Genomic DNA, 14451 nt, shown 5'->3' on the forward strand with positions numbered 1-14451 from the left:
TCGATGCCGACCTTGGTCGGCTTATCCACGCCCGGCGTGGATGCCTTTGTTGATCAGTTCATCCAGCTGCGACAGCAGGCGCAGCAGCGGTTCGACGCCGGGCTGCCCGTCCAGGTTGCGGTACGCGGCCACCGCCACCTGGCTGCGCGGCGGCCACTGGCCGTCGCCACGGGCTTCGTGCAGGCGGGGCAGGAACACCTGCGCCAGCCAGTGCTCGAACGGCATCTCGTCGATACCGAACGGTGAATCCACGGCACGCGGCGGCCCGACTGGCCCTTCGACCCAGCCCAGCGCACGCAGCGCCTGCTCGATCGGTTCGACCAGGGCCGCGCGCGGATCGTCCGCGCGCGGCCTGCGCAGGGCATCGAGCCAACCCATGCCGCGGCTCAGTAGTGGACCACCGAACGGATCGACTTGCCTTCATGCATCAGGTCGAAGGCTTCGTTGATCTTGTCCAGGTCCATGGTGTGGGTCACGAACGGTGCCAGTTCGATATCGCCCTTCATCGCGTCCTCGACCATGCCCGGCAGCTGGCTGCGGCCCTTCACGCCACCAAAGGCGGTGCCCATCCACTTGCGGCCGGTCACCAGCTGGAACGGGCGGGTGGAGATTTCCTGGCCCGACCCGGCCACGCCGATCACCACGCTCTGGCCCCAACCACGGTGTGCACATTCCAGCGCCGCGCGCATCACGTTGACGTTGCCGATGCACTCGAAGCTGTGGTCCACGCCCCAGGTGGTCATTTCCACGATGACCTGCTGGATCGGCGTGTCGAAGTCCTTCGGGTTGATGCAGTCGGTGGCACCGAATTCGCGCGCCAGCTCGAACTTGGACGGGTTGGTGTCCACCGCGATGATGCGGCCGGCCTTGGCCTGGCGCGCGCCCTGGATCACCGCCAGGCCGATGCCACCGAGGCCGAACACCGCCACGCTGTCGCCTTCCTGCACCTTGGCGGTGTTGTGCACCGCGCCGATGCCGGTGGTGACGCCGCAGCCGAGCAGGCAGACGTGTTCCGGGTTCGCGTCCGGGTTGATCCTGGCCAGCGACACTTCGGCCACCACGGTGTACTCGCTGAAGGTCGAGCAGCCCATGTAGTGGTAGATCGGTTCGCCGTTGTAGCTGAAGCGGCTGGTGCCGTCGGGCATCACACCCTTGCCCTGGGTGGCGCGCACGGCCACGCACAGGTTGGTCTTGCCGCTCTTGCAGAACAGGCACTCGCCACATTCGGCGGTGTACAGCGGAATCACGTGGTCACCCGGCTTGACGCTGGTCACGCCCTCGCCCACGTCCACCACGATGCCGGCGCCTTCATGGCCCAGCACCACCGGGAACAGGCCTTCCGGATCATCGCCGGACAGGGTGAACGCATCGGTGTGGCAGACACCGGTGTGGGTGATCTTGACCAGCACTTCGCCGGCCTTCGGCGGGGCGACGTCGATCTCGACGATCTGCAGCGGCTGGCCGGGACCAAAGGCGACGGCGGCACGGGACTTCATGATGGCTTCTCCAAAGACAGGCAGTAACAGGATGGGCAGCGCAATGTTGCGCCGTCGTTTATTTCAGGTACGAGCGGATCAACGCGCTCATGTCGCGCACGCGTTCGGCGCGCTGTTCATCAGAGGCCGCCGGCTGTCCGAATTCCTCGCGCAGATGGGCCTCCATCACCTCGGACATCAGGCCGTTGACCGCGCCACGGATGGCGGCGATCTGCTGCAGCACCGGCCCGCAGTCAGCGCCGGCTTCCAGCGCGCGGTCCAGCGCATCGCACTGGCCGCGGATACGGCGCACGCGGGCCAGGACCTTCTTTTTCTCTTCGGGGAGTGCGGCATGGCAGGGCCACCTCGGAACTATACTGGGGGATAGTATACACACACTCTTCCGAGTGACGTAAATGGCCCCGTCAGCCTCCACAAGCGTTGCGCTCAATCTTTTCATATCAAACACTTACATAGCTTCAGCGTCGGCCGCCGCCATATCGGGCAAGCTGCACAATCGGCAGAATCAGGAACCAGACGATGGGCGTTGGCATCCAGCTCGGGCGCATCACCGATGAGATCGGTACCGGGGCATTTCTCTATGCCTTTTTCTCGACCGTCTCCGGAAACCTGGAACCGGATGGTTGGGGAAGTCGCTTCCCGATTCTCATGACGCAGCTTTACGCCGGCAACTTGCAGCAATCAGATGCTGCCGACGCGCTGGCCGAACTGCATATCGTCCGCCGCGAGCTGGCCGAGATGGCGCCGGCCCGTGTCATCTGGTCATTCGATGATCGAGCCCAGCGCCCCCGTGGGGGCAGGATATCGCCCCTGATATCGACAGCTTGGCGACCTACTTTGTCACCGCACGTGGGCGCGATCTGATCGAACTTCTGGCTGAAGTGCTTGGAGCCCTTCAGGAAGGCGAAGACACCTCGGCTCGGATCGTCAACTATTGATACGCGCCGCCTCAATCGAACACGCCCTGGCCTGCGAGCCGGGTCAACTCATCCACCACATAGCGCACCTTCGGCCGCAGGTGACGCGTCGGCGGCCACAGCGCGTGGATGTCGATATGGCGCTGCATGTGCGCGTCCAGCACCGAGTGCAGCGCGCCGGAGTCCAGGTGCCGGCGCACCAGCGAAACCGGCATCTGGCAGATGCCGAGCCCGGCAAGGGCACCCTCGATCACCGCGTCGCCGTCGTTGAGCTGGTAGGTCGCATTGGGGATGAACGTCCCTTCCGCATCATCGCTGCCGACCCGCCACGCCACCGGCTGGCCGTGGCGAAAGCCGACGATGCTGCGGTGCTGCGCCAGTTCCTCCACCGTCTGCGGAGTGCCGTGCGCCTGCAGGTACTCCGGCGACGCACAGGTGACCAGGCGCTGACGCCCGAGCCGGCGCGCCACCAGGTGCTCGGCGTGATGCAGGCCACCGAAGCGGATCAGCAGGTCGATGCCTTCCTCGACCGGGTCGACGAAGTGATCGGTGAAGGTCATCGTCAATTGCAGGTCCGGGTACTGCCGGCACAAGCGCAGCAGCACCGGCAGCACCACCAGCCGACCGAACGAGGACGGCATGTCGATGCGCAGGCGCCCGCTCGGCAGGCCGGCCGAGCCCAGGCAGGCTTCGGCGGCGGAGATCTCCTCCAGCGCCGCTGCACAGGAGGCGTAATACGCCTCGCCGTCGGTGGTCAACGCGATGCGTCGCGTGGTGCGGTGGAACAGGCGCACGCCCAGCCGTGCCTCCAGCCGCGCGATGGCCTTGCCCACCGCCGAGCGCGAGATGCCCAGCGCGTCGGCGGCTTCGGTGAAGCTGCCCGAGCGTGCGGTGGTGACGAAGGTCACCAGGCCATTCAAGGATTCCAGCGGCAGCATCGTTCGCGCTCCATTGGGGACAAATAGTCCCGCACAGAGGGAGATCGAAGCGCTTTATGCGCCCGCATGTCAACTCCATCCTGTGTGCATGGCGCCGCTGGCGCCCTCCCCGCACCGAGACGACCGACATGACCGCCACCCTGTTCCACCCGTTCGACCTGGCAGGCACCGCCCTGCGCAACCGCATCGCGATGGCCCCGATGACCCGTGCCCGCAATCCCGGCACGGTCGCCAACGCACTCACCGCGCAGTATTACCGGCAACGCGCCAGCGCCGGCCTGATCATCAGCGAAGGCACGCCGGTCTCGCCGCAGGGTCAAGGCTACATCGACGTGCCGGGCATCTGGTCGGCCGAGCAGGTGGCCGGCTGGAAGCTCGTCACCGAGGCTGTGCATGCCGAGCAGGGTGCGATCTTCGCCCAGCTCTGGCACGTAGGCCGCATGTCGCACAGCTCGCTGCAGCCCGATGGCGGGCAGCCGGTCAGCGCCGGCACGCGCCCGGTGGCCAGCGCGCCGAAGAACACCTCGTTCGTGTACCTGGCCGACGGCAGCCGCGGCCATGCCGATCCGACCCCGGCACGCGCGCTGGATACCGCGGAGATTCCCGGCATCGTCGACGACTTCGTGCGCGGCGCGGAGAATGCGATCGCCGCCGGCTTTGACGGCATCGAGCTGCATGCCGCCAATGGTTATCTGTTCGAGCAGTTCCTCAACCCGCTCATCAACCAGCGTGAGGACCGCTACGGCGGCTCGCTGCCGAACCGTGCGCGGCTGATCCTGGAAACCGTCGATGCCATGGCGCAGCGCATCGGTGCGCACCGCATCGGCGTGCGCCTGGCGCCGAACAACCTCACCTTCGACATGCCGTTCTACGACGACAACGAGGCCACCTACCTGTACCTGGCCGAGGAACTGGGCAAGCGCGGGCTGGCCTACGTGCACCTCAACGACAACCTGCAGCAGGGTGAATCGGTGCTGGGTGAGGCGTTCCTGCAGCAGTTCAAGCAGGCCTACGGCGGCACGCTGATCCTGGCCGGCGGCATGACACGCACGCGCGCACTGCAACTGGTCGAAGCCGGCACCATCGATCTGGCGGCGTTCGGCCAGCCGTTCATCGCCAACCCGGATCTGGTCGAGCGCCTGCGCCGCGACATCGCGCTGGCCACGCCTGACCGCAGCACCTATTACGGCGGCGGTGAGGAAGGCTACCTGGATTACCCGGCCGCAAGCTGATTCCGCACGGGGTCGGCACGGGGTCGGATCCCTTTCCAACGGAAAGGGCCCTGCCCCCTGTTCGGCGAAGGAGGGGTCAGCGCCGCGCTGCGCGCGGATCCGACCCCGGCCTTCAGGCATCCTCGCGCACGTAGGCGAACGACGCGTCCAACTGATCGAAGCCGATCACTTCGGCAACGATGGCCTGCGCGTCGTCGTCGCTGATGTTTCCTTCCGCAATGTCGCCTGTGCGAGCAAACAGGTGCTGCAACGCCACGTGCTGGTCACTGCGCAGAACCGACCGGTGGGTCTGCAACCAGCGCTGCAGATTCCCGGCCAGGTCGCCGTGCGAAAGCAGCGAGTACGGCGGCTCGTATTCGGCAACCGCTTCAACCATCTTGCGGAACAGGAAATCCTGGTAACTGGCGGCCAGCACATCGGCACGATCATCGTCATGCCACACCAGCACCACCGGCGGCTCGGCAACACCGGGCGCGTTGCTCCAGAAGCAGTAGCTGTCGCCTGCTCCGGTTCGCGCGAACGGCAGCAGCTGCAGGTCGGCGCGCAGGGGATTGTAGTGATCTTCCGCGGTCAACTCCTGCCATGCCTCCAGCAGCTCGTCAGATTCCAGCGGCTCATAATCCTGGGCGTACAGCAGCACCGGCGGATCATCCTGCAGCGTCGGAAACACCGCTTCGGACCATTGCGGGTGGGGGCTGCCCCAGCTCAACCGGCCCGCTGCATGCAGTTGCTTGAACAAAGGGGGAAGACCTGCCCGGTGGCCTGTTCGATGTCAGGGAGCGCGCTCATGGAAGTCCTTGTCGACAGAGGTCGCCCAGCTTGCCCGATTCCGTGCAGGAGATGATTCCGCAACAGCCGGCAGCAGGACTAGACTGCAGGCCACCGACTGCCGTGGGTCGCTGCCATGCACTCCCCTGCACAGAGCTTCATCATCAACGTCGACGTGCCCGACCTGCCCACCGCCGAAGCGTTCTATGTGGCCGCCTTTGGATTGCGCGTCGGCCGGCGCCTCGGGCCCGGTGCGGTGGAACTGCTGGGCGGACCCGCCCCGCTGTACCTGCTGCAGAACGACAGTGGCAGCCCTGCTACCGAAGACGGCGACGTGCGCGATTACCAGCGCCACTGGACGCCACTGCATCTGGACTGGGTGGTCGATGACATCGAAGTCGCCCTGGCGCGTGCGGTTGCGGCCGGAGCGATCCTCGAACAGCCGGTTGGCGAGCGCCGCTGGGGGCGTATCGCGGTGCTGGCCGATCCGTTCGGGCATGGTTTCTGCCTGATCCAGTTTGTCGGCCTGGGGTATGACGCGCTGGTGGAATGAGCGATCGTGGTGGGCATGGTGGGTGCCGACCGTTGGTCGGCACTGCATCACCTACCGCTATTCACTCCCGCAGCATATCCACGAACGCGCGCAGCGCACCGGGCATCTGCCGCTGCTTCGGGTAATACAGTGCAAACCCGGCGAACGGTTCGCTCCAGTCTTCCAGCACCGCCACCATCTGCCCCGATTCGATGTACGGCCGCGCCGTGTCTTCCAGCACATAGGCCAGGCCGATGCCATCGAGCACCGCGCCGACCACGGTGCCCTGCTCACCCAGCGTCAGCCGCCCCGGCACGTCGATTTCCAGCGCCTGCCCATCACGCTCGAACTGCCACTTGTACAGATGCCCGCTGGCGAAGCGGAAGCGGATGCATTCGTGGGCGGCCAGATCACGCGGATGCTGCGGGGCCGGACGTCGCTGCAGATACGCTGGCGAACCGACGATCAAGCCGCGCAGCGGCGGCCCCATCGGCACCGCCACCATGTCCTCGGGCACGAACTCGTGCAGGCGCACGCCGGCGTCATAGCCTTCGGCGACGATATCGACCAGGCCATCGTTCTCGGTCAGCTCCACCCGCACATCCGGGTGGGCGTGCAGGAAGCGCGCCAGCCTCGGCCCCAACTGGGTCGCCACCGCCGCCCGCGTCGCGTTGATCCGCAGCAGGCCAGCCGGGGCGGCGCGGAACTGGTTCATCTCTTCCAGCGCGTCATGCACCTGACCCAGCGCCGGCTGCAGGCGCTCCAGCAGGCGCTGCCCGGCCTCGGTCAGGGCCACGCTGCGGGTGGTGCGGTGGAACAGGCCAACGCCCAACCGCTCCTCCAGCGCGCGGATCGCATAGCTCACCGCCGAAGTCGACAGCGCCAGTTCGGCGCCGGCGCGGCGGAAGCTGCGGTGGCGGGCGACCGCGGCGAACGCGGCCAAATGGGTGAGGTTGTCAGTGGCCATGATTGTGCAGTTCCACTTGATGAATCATGCCGATATCCGGGCTTCTTGCCGCTGGGTACGGGGCGTATTGTAAAACGCCTTTCGACAAACCCTGCCAAGGATTCCCCATGTCCCTCGCCCGTGGTTACGCCGCCCATTCACATACCGACCCGCTGATCCCGTACGAGTTCGAACGCCGCGCGGTCGGCCCGGACGACGTGCGCATCGAGATCCTCTACAGCGGCATCTGCCACTCCGACTTGCACCAGGCCCGCGACGACTGGGGTGGCTCGATCTACCCGATGGTGCCGGGCCACGAGATCATCGGCCGCGTGACCGAGGTCGGCAGCAACGTCACCCGCTTCAAGGTCGGCGACCACGCCGGCGTCGGCTGCATGGTCGATTCCTGCCGCCACTGCGACGCCTGCGAGCACGATCTGGAACAGTACTGCGCCGAAGGCGCGACCTGGACCTACAACGGCCGCGAGCGTGAAAGCGGTGCGCCGACCTACGGCGGCTATTCCGACCACGTGGTGGTCGAACAGCGCTTCGTGGTGAAGGTGTCCGACACCCTCGACCTGAAGGCCGCTGCGCCGCTGCTGTGCGCCGGCATCACCACCTGGTCGCCGCTGCGCCACTGGAAGGTCGGCCCGGGCCAGAAGGTCGGCGTGATCGGCCTGGGTGGCCTCGGCCACATGGGCGTGAAGTTCGCCAAGGCACTCGGCGCGCACGTGGTGATGATCACCACCACGCCGGAAAAGGGTGCTGACGCCAAGCGCCTGGGTGCTGATGAAGTGCTGGTCTCGCGCGATGCCGCACAGATGAAGGCGCATGCCGGCAGCTTCGACTTTCTGCTCAACACCATCCCGGTCGGCCATGACACCAACCCGTACATGGGCCTGCTCAAGCGCGAGGCCACCATGTGCCTGGTCGGCGTACTGACCGAGCTGGACCCGCCGCTGACCGGTGGCAGCGTGATCTTCGGCCGCAAGCACCTGACCGGCTCGGCAATCGGCGGCATGGCCGAGACCCAGGAAATGATGGACTTCTGTGCCGAGCACGGCATCGTCAGCGACGTCGAGATGATCGACATCAAGAACGTCAACGAAGCCTGGGAACGCATGGCCAAGAACGATGTGCGCTACCGCTTCGTGATCGACATGGCGACGATGAAGAACGCGGCCTGATCCAGGGCAGGTGTGAAAATGAAAAACCCCGGCAATGCCGGGGTTTTTCTTTGGGGTAGTGCCGGCCGCTGGCCGGCAACCTCATACATCTGCCGGCCAGCGGCCGGCACTACCGCGAGGCAATCAATACGCGAACTCGCGGAACACCGGATCGACGTCGCCGTGCCAGCGGCCATGGAACAGCGCCAGTTTGCGCTCGGCCGGGGTCAGCCCGGACTCGACGATTTCCTGCAGCACGTCCAGGAACTTGCTCTCGTCCTGGCCATCGGCATTGCGCGCGGCACGACGCTTGAGGCCTTCCACCGAAATCTTCACCGCTTCGCGGGCCAGGTCGCGCACCGTGCCGGTGCGGAACGGCAGGTTCATCGCATGCCTGGGCACGCCGTCGCGCAGCGCGTGGCGCTCGGCCAGGCTGAAGTCACGCACCAGATCCCACGCCGCATCCAGCGCGGTGTCGTCGTACAGCAGGCCGACCCAGAACGCCGGCAGCGCACACAGCCGGCTCCACGGGCCGCCGTCGGCGCCGCGCATTTCCAGGTACTTCTTCAGGCGCACTTCCGGGAACGCGGTGGTGGTGTGGTCCGACCAGTCGCGCAGGGTCGGCAACGCGCCCGGCAGCACCGGCAGCTTGCCCTGCATGAAGTCGCGGAAGCTCTGCCCGCTGGCGTCGTGGTAGATGCCATCGCGGTAGGAGAAGTACATCGGCACGTCGAGCAGGTAATCGACATAGCGCTCGTAACCGAAGCCATCCTCGAACACGAAGTCGAGCATGCCGGTACGGTCGGCGTCGGTGTCGGTCCAGATGTGCGAGCGATAGCTCAGGTAGCCGTTCGGCTTGCCTTCGGTGAACGGCGAATCGGCAAACAGCGCAGTGGCGATCGGCTGCAGCGCCAGCGACACGCGGAACTTCTTCACCATGTCCGCTTCGCTGGCGTAATCCAGGTTCACCTGCACGGTGCAGGTGCGGGTCATCATGTCCAGGCCCAGCGAACCGACCTTGGGCATGTACGACCGCATGATCTTGTAGCGGCCCTTGGGCATCCACGGCATCTCATCGCGCGACCACTTCGGCTGGAAGCCCATGCCGAGGAAGCCCAGCTGCAGCTCGCCGGCCACCTGCGCCACTTCATTCAGATGGGTACCGGTCTCCACGCAGGTCTGGTGGATGGTTTCCAGCGCCGCGCCGGACAGTTCCAGCTGGCCGGCCGGTTCCAGCGTCACCGAGGCGCCGTCGCGCAGCAGGGCGATGGTGTTGCCGTTTTCCTGCACCGGCTGCCAACCGAAGCGGACCAGGCCCTTGAGCAGCGCTTCGATGCCGCGCTCGCCCTCGAAGGTCGGCGGGCGCAGGTCATCCAGGCGGAACCCGAACTTCTCGTGCTCGGTACCGATGCGCCACTGCGCACGGGGCTTCTCGCCGGAGGCGATCTCCGCAACCAGCTGCGAGCGGTCGGTAATGGGCGTATCGGCGACGTGGCTGGGGCTCGACAAGGGGAGGACTCGCTGGACAGTGGCAGGGGATGTGGGGCCCAAGGCCTTCCATCGCAAGGGCGCACTATAGCGTGGCACCCCGTTGCGTCATGCGACGGTGACGGGTTTCAGCATCCTACCGACGCCCTCTTGACCCCCGTACACTCAAGGTCATGAGCCGCCATTCACGACACCCCGAACTGCACCGCTCCGAGCGCGTCGGCTGGCTGCGCGCCGCCGTGCTGGGGGCCAACGATGGCATCGTCTCGGTGGCTGGCCTGGTGGTTGGCGTGGCCGCCAGCGGCGCCTCGGCCAGCACCCTCCTGGCCACCGGGGTCGCCGGCACCGTGGCCGGTGCGATGTCGATGGCGGCCGGCGAGTATGTCTCGGTACAGACCCAGGCCGACACCGAAGACGCCGACCTTGCCGCGGAGAAGCGCGAGCTGCACGAAGACCCGCACAGTGAGCTGGAAGAGCTGAGTGCGATCTACCGCCATCGCGGCCTGGACCCGGCGCTGGCCCGTCAGGTCGCCGAGCAGCTCACCGCACACGATGCGCTGGGCGCGCACGCCCGTGACGAGCTCGGCATCACCGACACCCTGCGCGCGCGTCCCTTGCAGGCGGCGCTGGCCTCGGCTGGGGCGTTCACCTGCGGCGCCGCACTGCCGGTACTGACCGCCCTGCTCGCGCCGGTGGACAAGGTCGCGCTGATGACCACCGCCAGCACCCTGCTCGGCCTGTGCCTGACCGGCGCGATGGCCGCGCAGGCGGGCGGCGCACCGCCCTTGCGTGGCGCGATCCGGGTGATGTTCTGGGGCGCGTTGGCGATGGCCGCCGCCGCCGGCGTCGGCCGCCTGCTCGGCGCACACGTGTCATGACCATCATGCTGCCGCCCGCCTCCGCGCTGCTGGCTGAAATGGCCAGCCTGGCCGGCTGCGAACGCGCCGAAGGCTATGCCTGCATCACCGCACGCCGCGAGCATGGCGCCAGCTCGGTGGAGATTCCGCAACCACAGTTCGCGATCCTGCTGGAAGGCCGCAAGCAGGTGCGCACCGCACACCAATCACTGGAATTCGTGCCCGGCGACATCCTGCTGCTGACCCAGCGCTGCCGCATCGATGTGGTCAACCGCCCCGATCCACACAGCGGCCGCTACCTCAGCGCGATCGTACCGCTGTGCGCCGAAGTGCTGGCGGCAGCGCGCACGCTGTGGAACGAGGAGCTGCCCGGCGCCGGCCCGGCGATGGCGCGGCTGCCCCTGGCCGAACATGGCGCGGTGCTGCGCCAGTGGCGGCAGTCGCTGCAGGAGGGCCGCTACAGCGAAGCGCGGCTGGCCTTGGCCACGCTGGTGCTGACCCTGTGCCGCCAGGGCCACGGCAACCTGCTGCTGCCACATGCACCGAGCCTGGGCGAACAGATCCGCGACCGCATCGCCGCCGAGCCGGCACGCGACTGGCAATCGCGCGATGTCGAGGAACAGTTCGCACTGAGCGGTGCAACCCTGCGCCGCCGCCTCGCCGCCGAGGCCACCAGCCTGCGCCAACTGCTCACCGAGGCACGGCTGGCGCATGGCATGCAGCTGCTCTACACCACCGACCTGCCGTTGAAGACCGTCGCGGCACGCGCGGGCTACCGGTCCACGGCGAGCTTCAGCAAGCGCTTCGCCGAGCAGTACGGGCTGGCACCCACAGACATCTGAGGGGTTCGGCAGGGCTTGCAGCCCTGCACCTGCAGAAGCAACGGCAACAGCGAAAGCAACAGCGAAAGCAACAGCAACAGCGTGCATTCCGTGGGATGGCGGGGCGGTGCCGGAGTGCGGGGACGCCGTGAACCCATCCCTGGGGGCTTGGCAGCCGCATCCATGCGGCTGACACCCCGCACTCCGGCACCGCCCCACCTTCGACAGGTTCACTCGGCTGTTGGTAGGTGTCGACCTTGGTCGACACGTCTGTCAGAGATCGAATGAATTTCTGGGTCAGATCCGTTTTCCTGCGGAAAACGGATCTGACCCCAAGGGCATTCCCAACAGATCGCAGGAATCTGTCGAAGGCGGGGTGGGTCCGGTTGCGGGAGTGTCCGCGGCATGGATGCCGCGGCCAAGCCCCCATGGACGGGTTTACGGCGTCTCCCGCAACCGGACCCACCCCGCCTCCCCACAGGAAACTCGGCTCTTGACGTTGACGTTGACGTTGACGTTGATTCTGCGGGTGCAGGGCTGCAAGCCCTGCAAGCAACACCCCTGAGCATTCCGCGCACTGCTTTGAGCGCCGTGCGCACGCCGGCCCCGGCACGCTAGGCCAACGGAACCACCCGTCGTCCACCGAGAACCGCCATGACCCTGCGTCACCTGCCGCTGCGCTCCGCCCTGCTGCTGGCCTTGTCCTCCCTGCCCTTGGCCTCACTGGCCGAAGCCACCTCGCCCGCCCCCACCCAGCAGGTACCCGGTGTCTACCACCAGCGCATCGGCGCGCTGCAGGTCACCGCCCTGTTCGACGGCGTGGTCGCGCTGGGCCGGCAGGAAGTGGTCGACGTTGCACCCTCGCTGGTCAGCCGCCTGCTCGATGGCCGCTACGTACCCGAAGACAAGAAAGGTCTGCAGACCGCAATCAATGCCTTCCTGGTGCGCCAGGGCAACCACCTGACCCTGGTCGATACCGGCACCGCGCAGTGCTTCGGCCCTGGCCTGGGCCAGGTGCTGGGCAACCTGCGTGCGGCCGGCGTGGACCCGGCCGAGGTGGATGACGTGCTGCTCACCCATGCCCATCCGGACCACCTGTGCGGCGTGCTCGACGCCCAGGGCAAGCCGGCCTACCCCAATGCCATGGTGTGGCTGTCCAAGGCCGATGCCGATTACTGGCTCGATCCCGCCAGCGAGGCCGGCGCGCCGCAGGGCGTGCGTTTCGCCTTCCCGTTGGCGCGCAACGCGGTGGCGCCGTACCAGGCCGCCGGTCATCTGCGCACCTTCAGCCCCGGCGATGCCCTGCCCGGCGGCGCGGTGGCGATGGATACCCACGGCCATACTCCCGGCCACGTCTCCTATCGGTTCGACAGCCAGGACCAGTCGTTGCTGGTGTGGGGCGACGTGCTGCACTTCCATGCGGTGCAGTTCGCGCACCCGGAGGCGGCGTTCGAAGCGGACTCGGACCGCAAGGCGGCCACCGCCAGCCGTCGCAGCCTGCTGCAGCAGGCCACCACCAAGGGTTGGTGGGTGGCCGGTGCGCACCTGCCGTTCCCCGGCCTGGGCCACGTGCGCAGCGAAGGCCAGGCGTATGCCTGGGTGCCGGCGGAGTATTCGCCGTTGAAATGAGGTGCCGCCGGGCATGGCGACGTTGCCGGCCAGCGGCCGGCACTACCAGGAAACAGGTCGGTAGCGCCCGGCTGCCAGCCGGGCAACCGGAAATGCCTTACGCCAGACCCAGCCAGCCGCCGATCACGCCGCGGGCTTCGTCCACGCCGGTGCGGTCCTCACCGGAGAACACCTGCACGCTGACGCTGTCGCCGTAGGCCGAATGCAGTTCCTTTCGCACCTTCTGCAGGGTCTGCATCTGCTGGCTGCGGCTGAGCTTGTCGGCCTTGGTCAGCAGCGCGTGCGCCGGCATGCCGCGCTGTACGGCATAGGACAGCATCTGCCGGTCGTAGTCCTTCAGCGGATGGCGGATGTCCATCACCACCACCAGGCCCTTGAGGGCTTCGCGGGTGCGGAAGTACTTGTCGATGAAGGCCTGCCAGTGCGCCTGCAGTTCCAGCGGCACCTTGGCGTAGCCGTAACCGGGCAGGTCGACCAGGCTGGCTTCGGGGGTGATCTGGAAGAACACCAGCTGCTGGGTGCGGCCGGGCGTCTTGGAAACACGGGCCAGCGCGTTCTGGCGGGTCAGCGCGTTGAGCGCACTGGACTTGCCGGCGTTGGAGCGGCCGGCGAAGGCGACCTCGGCCCCTTCATCGGGCGGCAGCTGCCGCGCGTTGTGGGCCGAAAGGTGGTAACGGGCGCGTTCGATGAGCAATGACATATGCCTAGGATCGCATGTTGCGGCGCCGCGCGCCCGTTCCGGGGGCCGCGCGGGGCATTTTGCTGCACTGCTGCGTTGACCGTGCGCGGAAACGCCGTTGATAATCCGGGCGATGCCGGCGGCCACCGCCCGGCCCGGTCCATACGGAGCTTTAGCATGCGCCACGCTCGCGTTCTTGCCGTATCCGCCCTTGCCACTGCTGTCGTCGTTGCCGCCGCTGCGTTCGCGCAGACCACGCTGACCCCGCTGCCCGACAACGGGCCGATCAACACCGCCTCATTGGAAGTGGATTTCAGCAAGACCCACTGGGGCGATGCCAAGGCCGGCCAGACCAAGGCCTCGGCCTGCGCGGCCTGCCATGGCGCCGACGGCAATTCCACGGTCGAGATGTACCCGTCCATTGCCGGCCAGAGCGAGCGCTACGTGGCCCAGCAGATGGCCCTGATCGCCAATGGGCAGCGCAGTTCCGGCGCAGCGGTGGCGATGGTGCCGTTCGTGCAGAACCTTACCCCGCAGGACATGCGCGATATCGGCGCGTTCTTCGCCACCCAGAAGGCCACCGCCGGCATCGCCGACGATACGGTCGTCGCCGACGGCCCCTACAAGGGCATGAAGTTCTACGAGATCGGCCAGCAGCTGTACCGCGGAGGCGACGCCAAGCGTGGGCTGCCGGCCTGCATGGCCTGCCACGGCCCCAGTGGCGCCGGCAATCCGGGCCCGGCCTATCCGCATATCGGCGGCCAGCACGCCAGCTATGTCGCCCGCCGCCTGCAGGAGTACCAGGCCGGGCAGACCCACGAGACCGACAAGACCCACTTCCAGATCATGGCCACGGTGGCGCAGAAGCTGAGCGAACAGGAAGTGCAGGCGCTGTCGAGCTACCTGCAGGGCCTGCACAACAAGGCCGACGATGTGGCCGCTGCGGCCACGCCGGCACAACCGGTCGCCGCCCCCTGACCAC

General features: G+C 67.2%; 16 protein-coding genes and 1 pseudogene. 9 read left to right on the forward strand and 8 right to left on the reverse strand.

Annotated elements, in window-relative coordinates:
- Window positions 1–21: 21 nt before the first annotated feature.
- The 3 genes and pseudogenes from N4G47_RS16250 to N4G47_RS16260 all read right to left on the reverse strand — a co-directional run bounded on the left by N4G47_RS16250 (window position 22) and on the right by N4G47_RS16260 (window position 1829).
- Entirely contained in the window at window positions 22–378 is a 357-nt protein-coding gene (locus N4G47_RS16250) for a YqcC family protein (RefSeq protein ID WP_475288732.1), read from the reverse strand.
- 8 nt (window positions 379–386) lie between these two features.
- Window positions 387–1496, reverse strand: coding sequence for an S-(hydroxymethyl)glutathione dehydrogenase/class III alcohol dehydrogenase (locus N4G47_RS16255; protein WP_475288735.1), 1110 nt, complete (start codon window positions 1494–1496; stop codon window positions 387–389).
- A gap of 58 nt (window positions 1497–1554) precedes the next feature.
- Window positions 1555–1829: pseudogene (locus N4G47_RS16260) on the reverse strand (metal/formaldehyde-sensitive transcriptional repressor).
- Between the two features lie 186 nt (window positions 1830–2015).
- Between N4G47_RS16260 and N4G47_RS16265 the strand changes: the two are divergent.
- A complete protein-coding gene (locus N4G47_RS16265) occupies window positions 2016–2360 on the forward strand; it encodes an Imm70 family immunity protein (protein ID WP_475288739.1) in 345 nt (114 codons plus the stop codon).
- Entirely contained in the window at window positions 2321–2434 is a 114-nt protein-coding gene (locus N4G47_RS16270) for a hypothetical protein (RefSeq protein ID WP_475288741.1), read from the forward strand. Before N4G47_RS16265 ends, N4G47_RS16270 begins: the two co-directional genes overlap by 40 nt.
- Window positions 2435–2445: 11 nt before the next feature.
- On the opposite strand, the gene N4G47_RS16275 is transcribed toward N4G47_RS16270, so the two are convergent.
- The gene (locus N4G47_RS16275) at window positions 2446–3351 is read right to left on the reverse strand and encodes a LysR family transcriptional regulator (RefSeq protein WP_475288743.1); all 906 of its coding nucleotides are present in this window, start codon (window positions 3349–3351) and stop codon (window positions 2446–2448) included.
- A gap of 128 nt (window positions 3352–3479) precedes the next feature.
- On the opposite strand from N4G47_RS16275, the gene N4G47_RS16280 reads away from it, so the two are divergent.
- Window positions 3480–4583 (forward strand): alkene reductase, encoded by a 1104-nt coding sequence (locus N4G47_RS16280; RefSeq protein WP_475288746.1) that lies wholly within the window; start codon window positions 3480–3482, stop codon window positions 4581–4583.
- A 112-nt stretch (window positions 4584–4695) separates the two neighbouring features.
- On the opposite strand, the gene N4G47_RS16285 is transcribed toward N4G47_RS16280, so the two are convergent.
- Entirely contained in the window at window positions 4696–5253 is a 558-nt protein-coding gene (locus N4G47_RS16285) for an SMI1/KNR4 family protein (RefSeq protein ID WP_475288747.1), read from the reverse strand.
- 234 nt (window positions 5254–5487) lie between these two features.
- On the opposite strand from N4G47_RS16285, the gene N4G47_RS16290 reads away from it, so the two are divergent.
- Window positions 5488–5904, forward strand: coding sequence for a VOC family protein (locus N4G47_RS16290; protein ID WP_475288749.1), 417 nt, complete (start codon window positions 5488–5490; stop codon window positions 5902–5904).
- A gap of 61 nt (window positions 5905–5965) precedes the next feature.
- Here N4G47_RS16290 and N4G47_RS16295 read toward each other — a convergent pair whose 3' ends face one another.
- Window positions 5966–6850 (reverse strand): LysR family transcriptional regulator, encoded by an 885-nt coding sequence (locus N4G47_RS16295; RefSeq protein WP_475288752.1) that lies wholly within the window; start codon window positions 6848–6850, stop codon window positions 5966–5968.
- A 107-nt stretch (window positions 6851–6957) separates the two neighbouring features.
- Here N4G47_RS16295 and N4G47_RS16300 point away from each other — a divergent pair, with 107 nt between their 5' ends.
- The gene (locus tag N4G47_RS16300; RefSeq protein ID WP_005419275.1) at window positions 6958–8016 is read left to right on the forward strand and encodes an NAD(P)-dependent alcohol dehydrogenase; all 1059 of its coding nucleotides are present in this window, start codon (window positions 6958–6960) and stop codon (window positions 8014–8016) included.
- A gap of 123 nt (window positions 8017–8139) precedes the next feature.
- Here the strand turns inward: N4G47_RS16300 and N4G47_RS16305 are convergent, their stop codons facing one another.
- A complete protein-coding gene (locus N4G47_RS16305) occupies window positions 8140–9504 on the reverse strand; it encodes a glutamate--cysteine ligase (protein WP_475288755.1) in 1365 nt (454 codons plus the stop codon).
- Window positions 9505–9656: 152 nt separating this feature from the next.
- Between N4G47_RS16305 and N4G47_RS16310 the strand changes: the two genes are divergently transcribed.
- The 3 genes from N4G47_RS16310 to N4G47_RS16320 all read left to right on the forward strand — a co-directional run bounded on the left by N4G47_RS16310 (window position 9657) and on the right by N4G47_RS16320 (window position 12790).
- The gene (locus N4G47_RS16310) at window positions 9657–10361 is read left to right on the forward strand and encodes a VIT1/CCC1 transporter family protein (protein WP_475288757.1); all 705 of its coding nucleotides are present in this window, start codon (window positions 9657–9659) and stop codon (window positions 10359–10361) included.
- Window positions 10358–11182, forward strand: a complete 825-nt coding sequence (locus N4G47_RS16315) for a helix-turn-helix transcriptional regulator (protein ID WP_475288759.1) — start codon at window positions 10358–10360, stop codon at window positions 11180–11182. Before N4G47_RS16310 ends, N4G47_RS16315 begins: the two co-directional genes overlap by 4 nt.
- 633 nt (window positions 11183–11815) lie before the next feature.
- Window positions 11816–12790, forward strand: coding sequence for an MBL fold metallo-hydrolase (locus N4G47_RS16320; RefSeq protein WP_475288761.1), 975 nt, complete (start codon window positions 11816–11818; stop codon window positions 12788–12790).
- Window positions 12791–12887: 97 nt separating this feature from the next.
- On the opposite strand, the gene yihA is transcribed toward N4G47_RS16320, so the two are convergent.
- Window positions 12888–13490: a ribosome biogenesis GTP-binding protein YihA/YsxC gene (yihA, locus tag N4G47_RS16325; RefSeq protein ID WP_107232034.1), complete on the reverse strand. Its 603-nt coding sequence runs from the start codon at window positions 13488–13490 to the stop codon at window positions 12888–12890.
- Between the two features lie 156 nt (window positions 13491–13646).
- Here yihA and N4G47_RS16330 point away from each other — a divergent pair, with 156 nt between their 5' ends.
- Complete coding sequence (locus N4G47_RS16330; protein ID WP_107232033.1) at window positions 13647–14447, forward strand: c-type cytochrome; 801 nt, start codon at window positions 13647–13649, stop codon at window positions 14445–14447.
- The last annotated feature ends 4 nt before the right edge of the window (window positions 14448–14451 follow it).

This window comes from Stenotrophomonas sp. GSD10, from assembly GCF_056172695.1.

Bases quoted from the DNA above. Each gene is read 5' to 3' on its own strand.
- N4G47_RS16250 (WP_475288732.1), bottom strand. From the start codon at position 378: ATGGGTTGGCTCGATGCCCTGCGCAGGCCGCGCGCGGACGATCCGCGC.
- N4G47_RS16255 (WP_475288735.1), bottom strand. From the start codon at position 1,496: ATGAAGTCCCGTGCCGCCGTCGCCTTTGGTCCCGGCCAGCCGCTGCAG.
- N4G47_RS16265 (WP_475288739.1), top strand. From the start codon at position 2,016: ATGGGCGTTGGCATCCAGCTCGGGCGCATCACCGATGAGATCGGTACC.
- N4G47_RS16275 (WP_475288743.1), bottom strand. From the start codon at position 3,351: ATGCTGCCGCTGGAATCCTTGAATGGCCTGGTGACCTTCGTCACCACC.
- N4G47_RS16280 (WP_475288746.1), top strand. From the start codon at position 3,480: ATGACCGCCACCCTGTTCCACCCGTTCGACCTGGCAGGCACCGCCCTG.
- N4G47_RS16290 (WP_475288749.1), top strand. From the start codon at position 5,488: ATGCACTCCCCTGCACAGAGCTTCATCATCAACGTCGACGTGCCCGAC.
- N4G47_RS16295 (WP_475288752.1), bottom strand. From the start codon at position 6,850: ATGGCCACTGACAACCTCACCCATTTGGCCGCGTTCGCCGCGGTCGCC.
- N4G47_RS16300 (WP_005419275.1), top strand. From the start codon at position 6,958: ATGTCCCTCGCCCGTGGTTACGCCGCCCATTCACATACCGACCCGCTG.
- N4G47_RS16310 (WP_475288757.1), top strand. From the start codon at position 9,657: ATGAGCCGCCATTCACGACACCCCGAACTGCACCGCTCCGAGCGCGTC.
- N4G47_RS16315 (WP_475288759.1), top strand. From the start codon at position 10,358: ATGACCATCATGCTGCCGCCCGCCTCCGCGCTGCTGGCTGAAATGGCC.
- N4G47_RS16320 (WP_475288761.1), top strand. From the start codon at position 11,816: ATGACCCTGCGTCACCTGCCGCTGCGCTCCGCCCTGCTGCTGGCCTTG.
- yihA (WP_107232034.1), bottom strand. From the start codon at position 13,490: ATGTCATTGCTCATCGAACGCGCCCGTTACCACCTTTCGGCCCACAAC.
- N4G47_RS16330 (WP_107232033.1), top strand. From the start codon at position 13,647: ATGCGCCACGCTCGCGTTCTTGCCGTATCCGCCCTTGCCACTGCTGTC.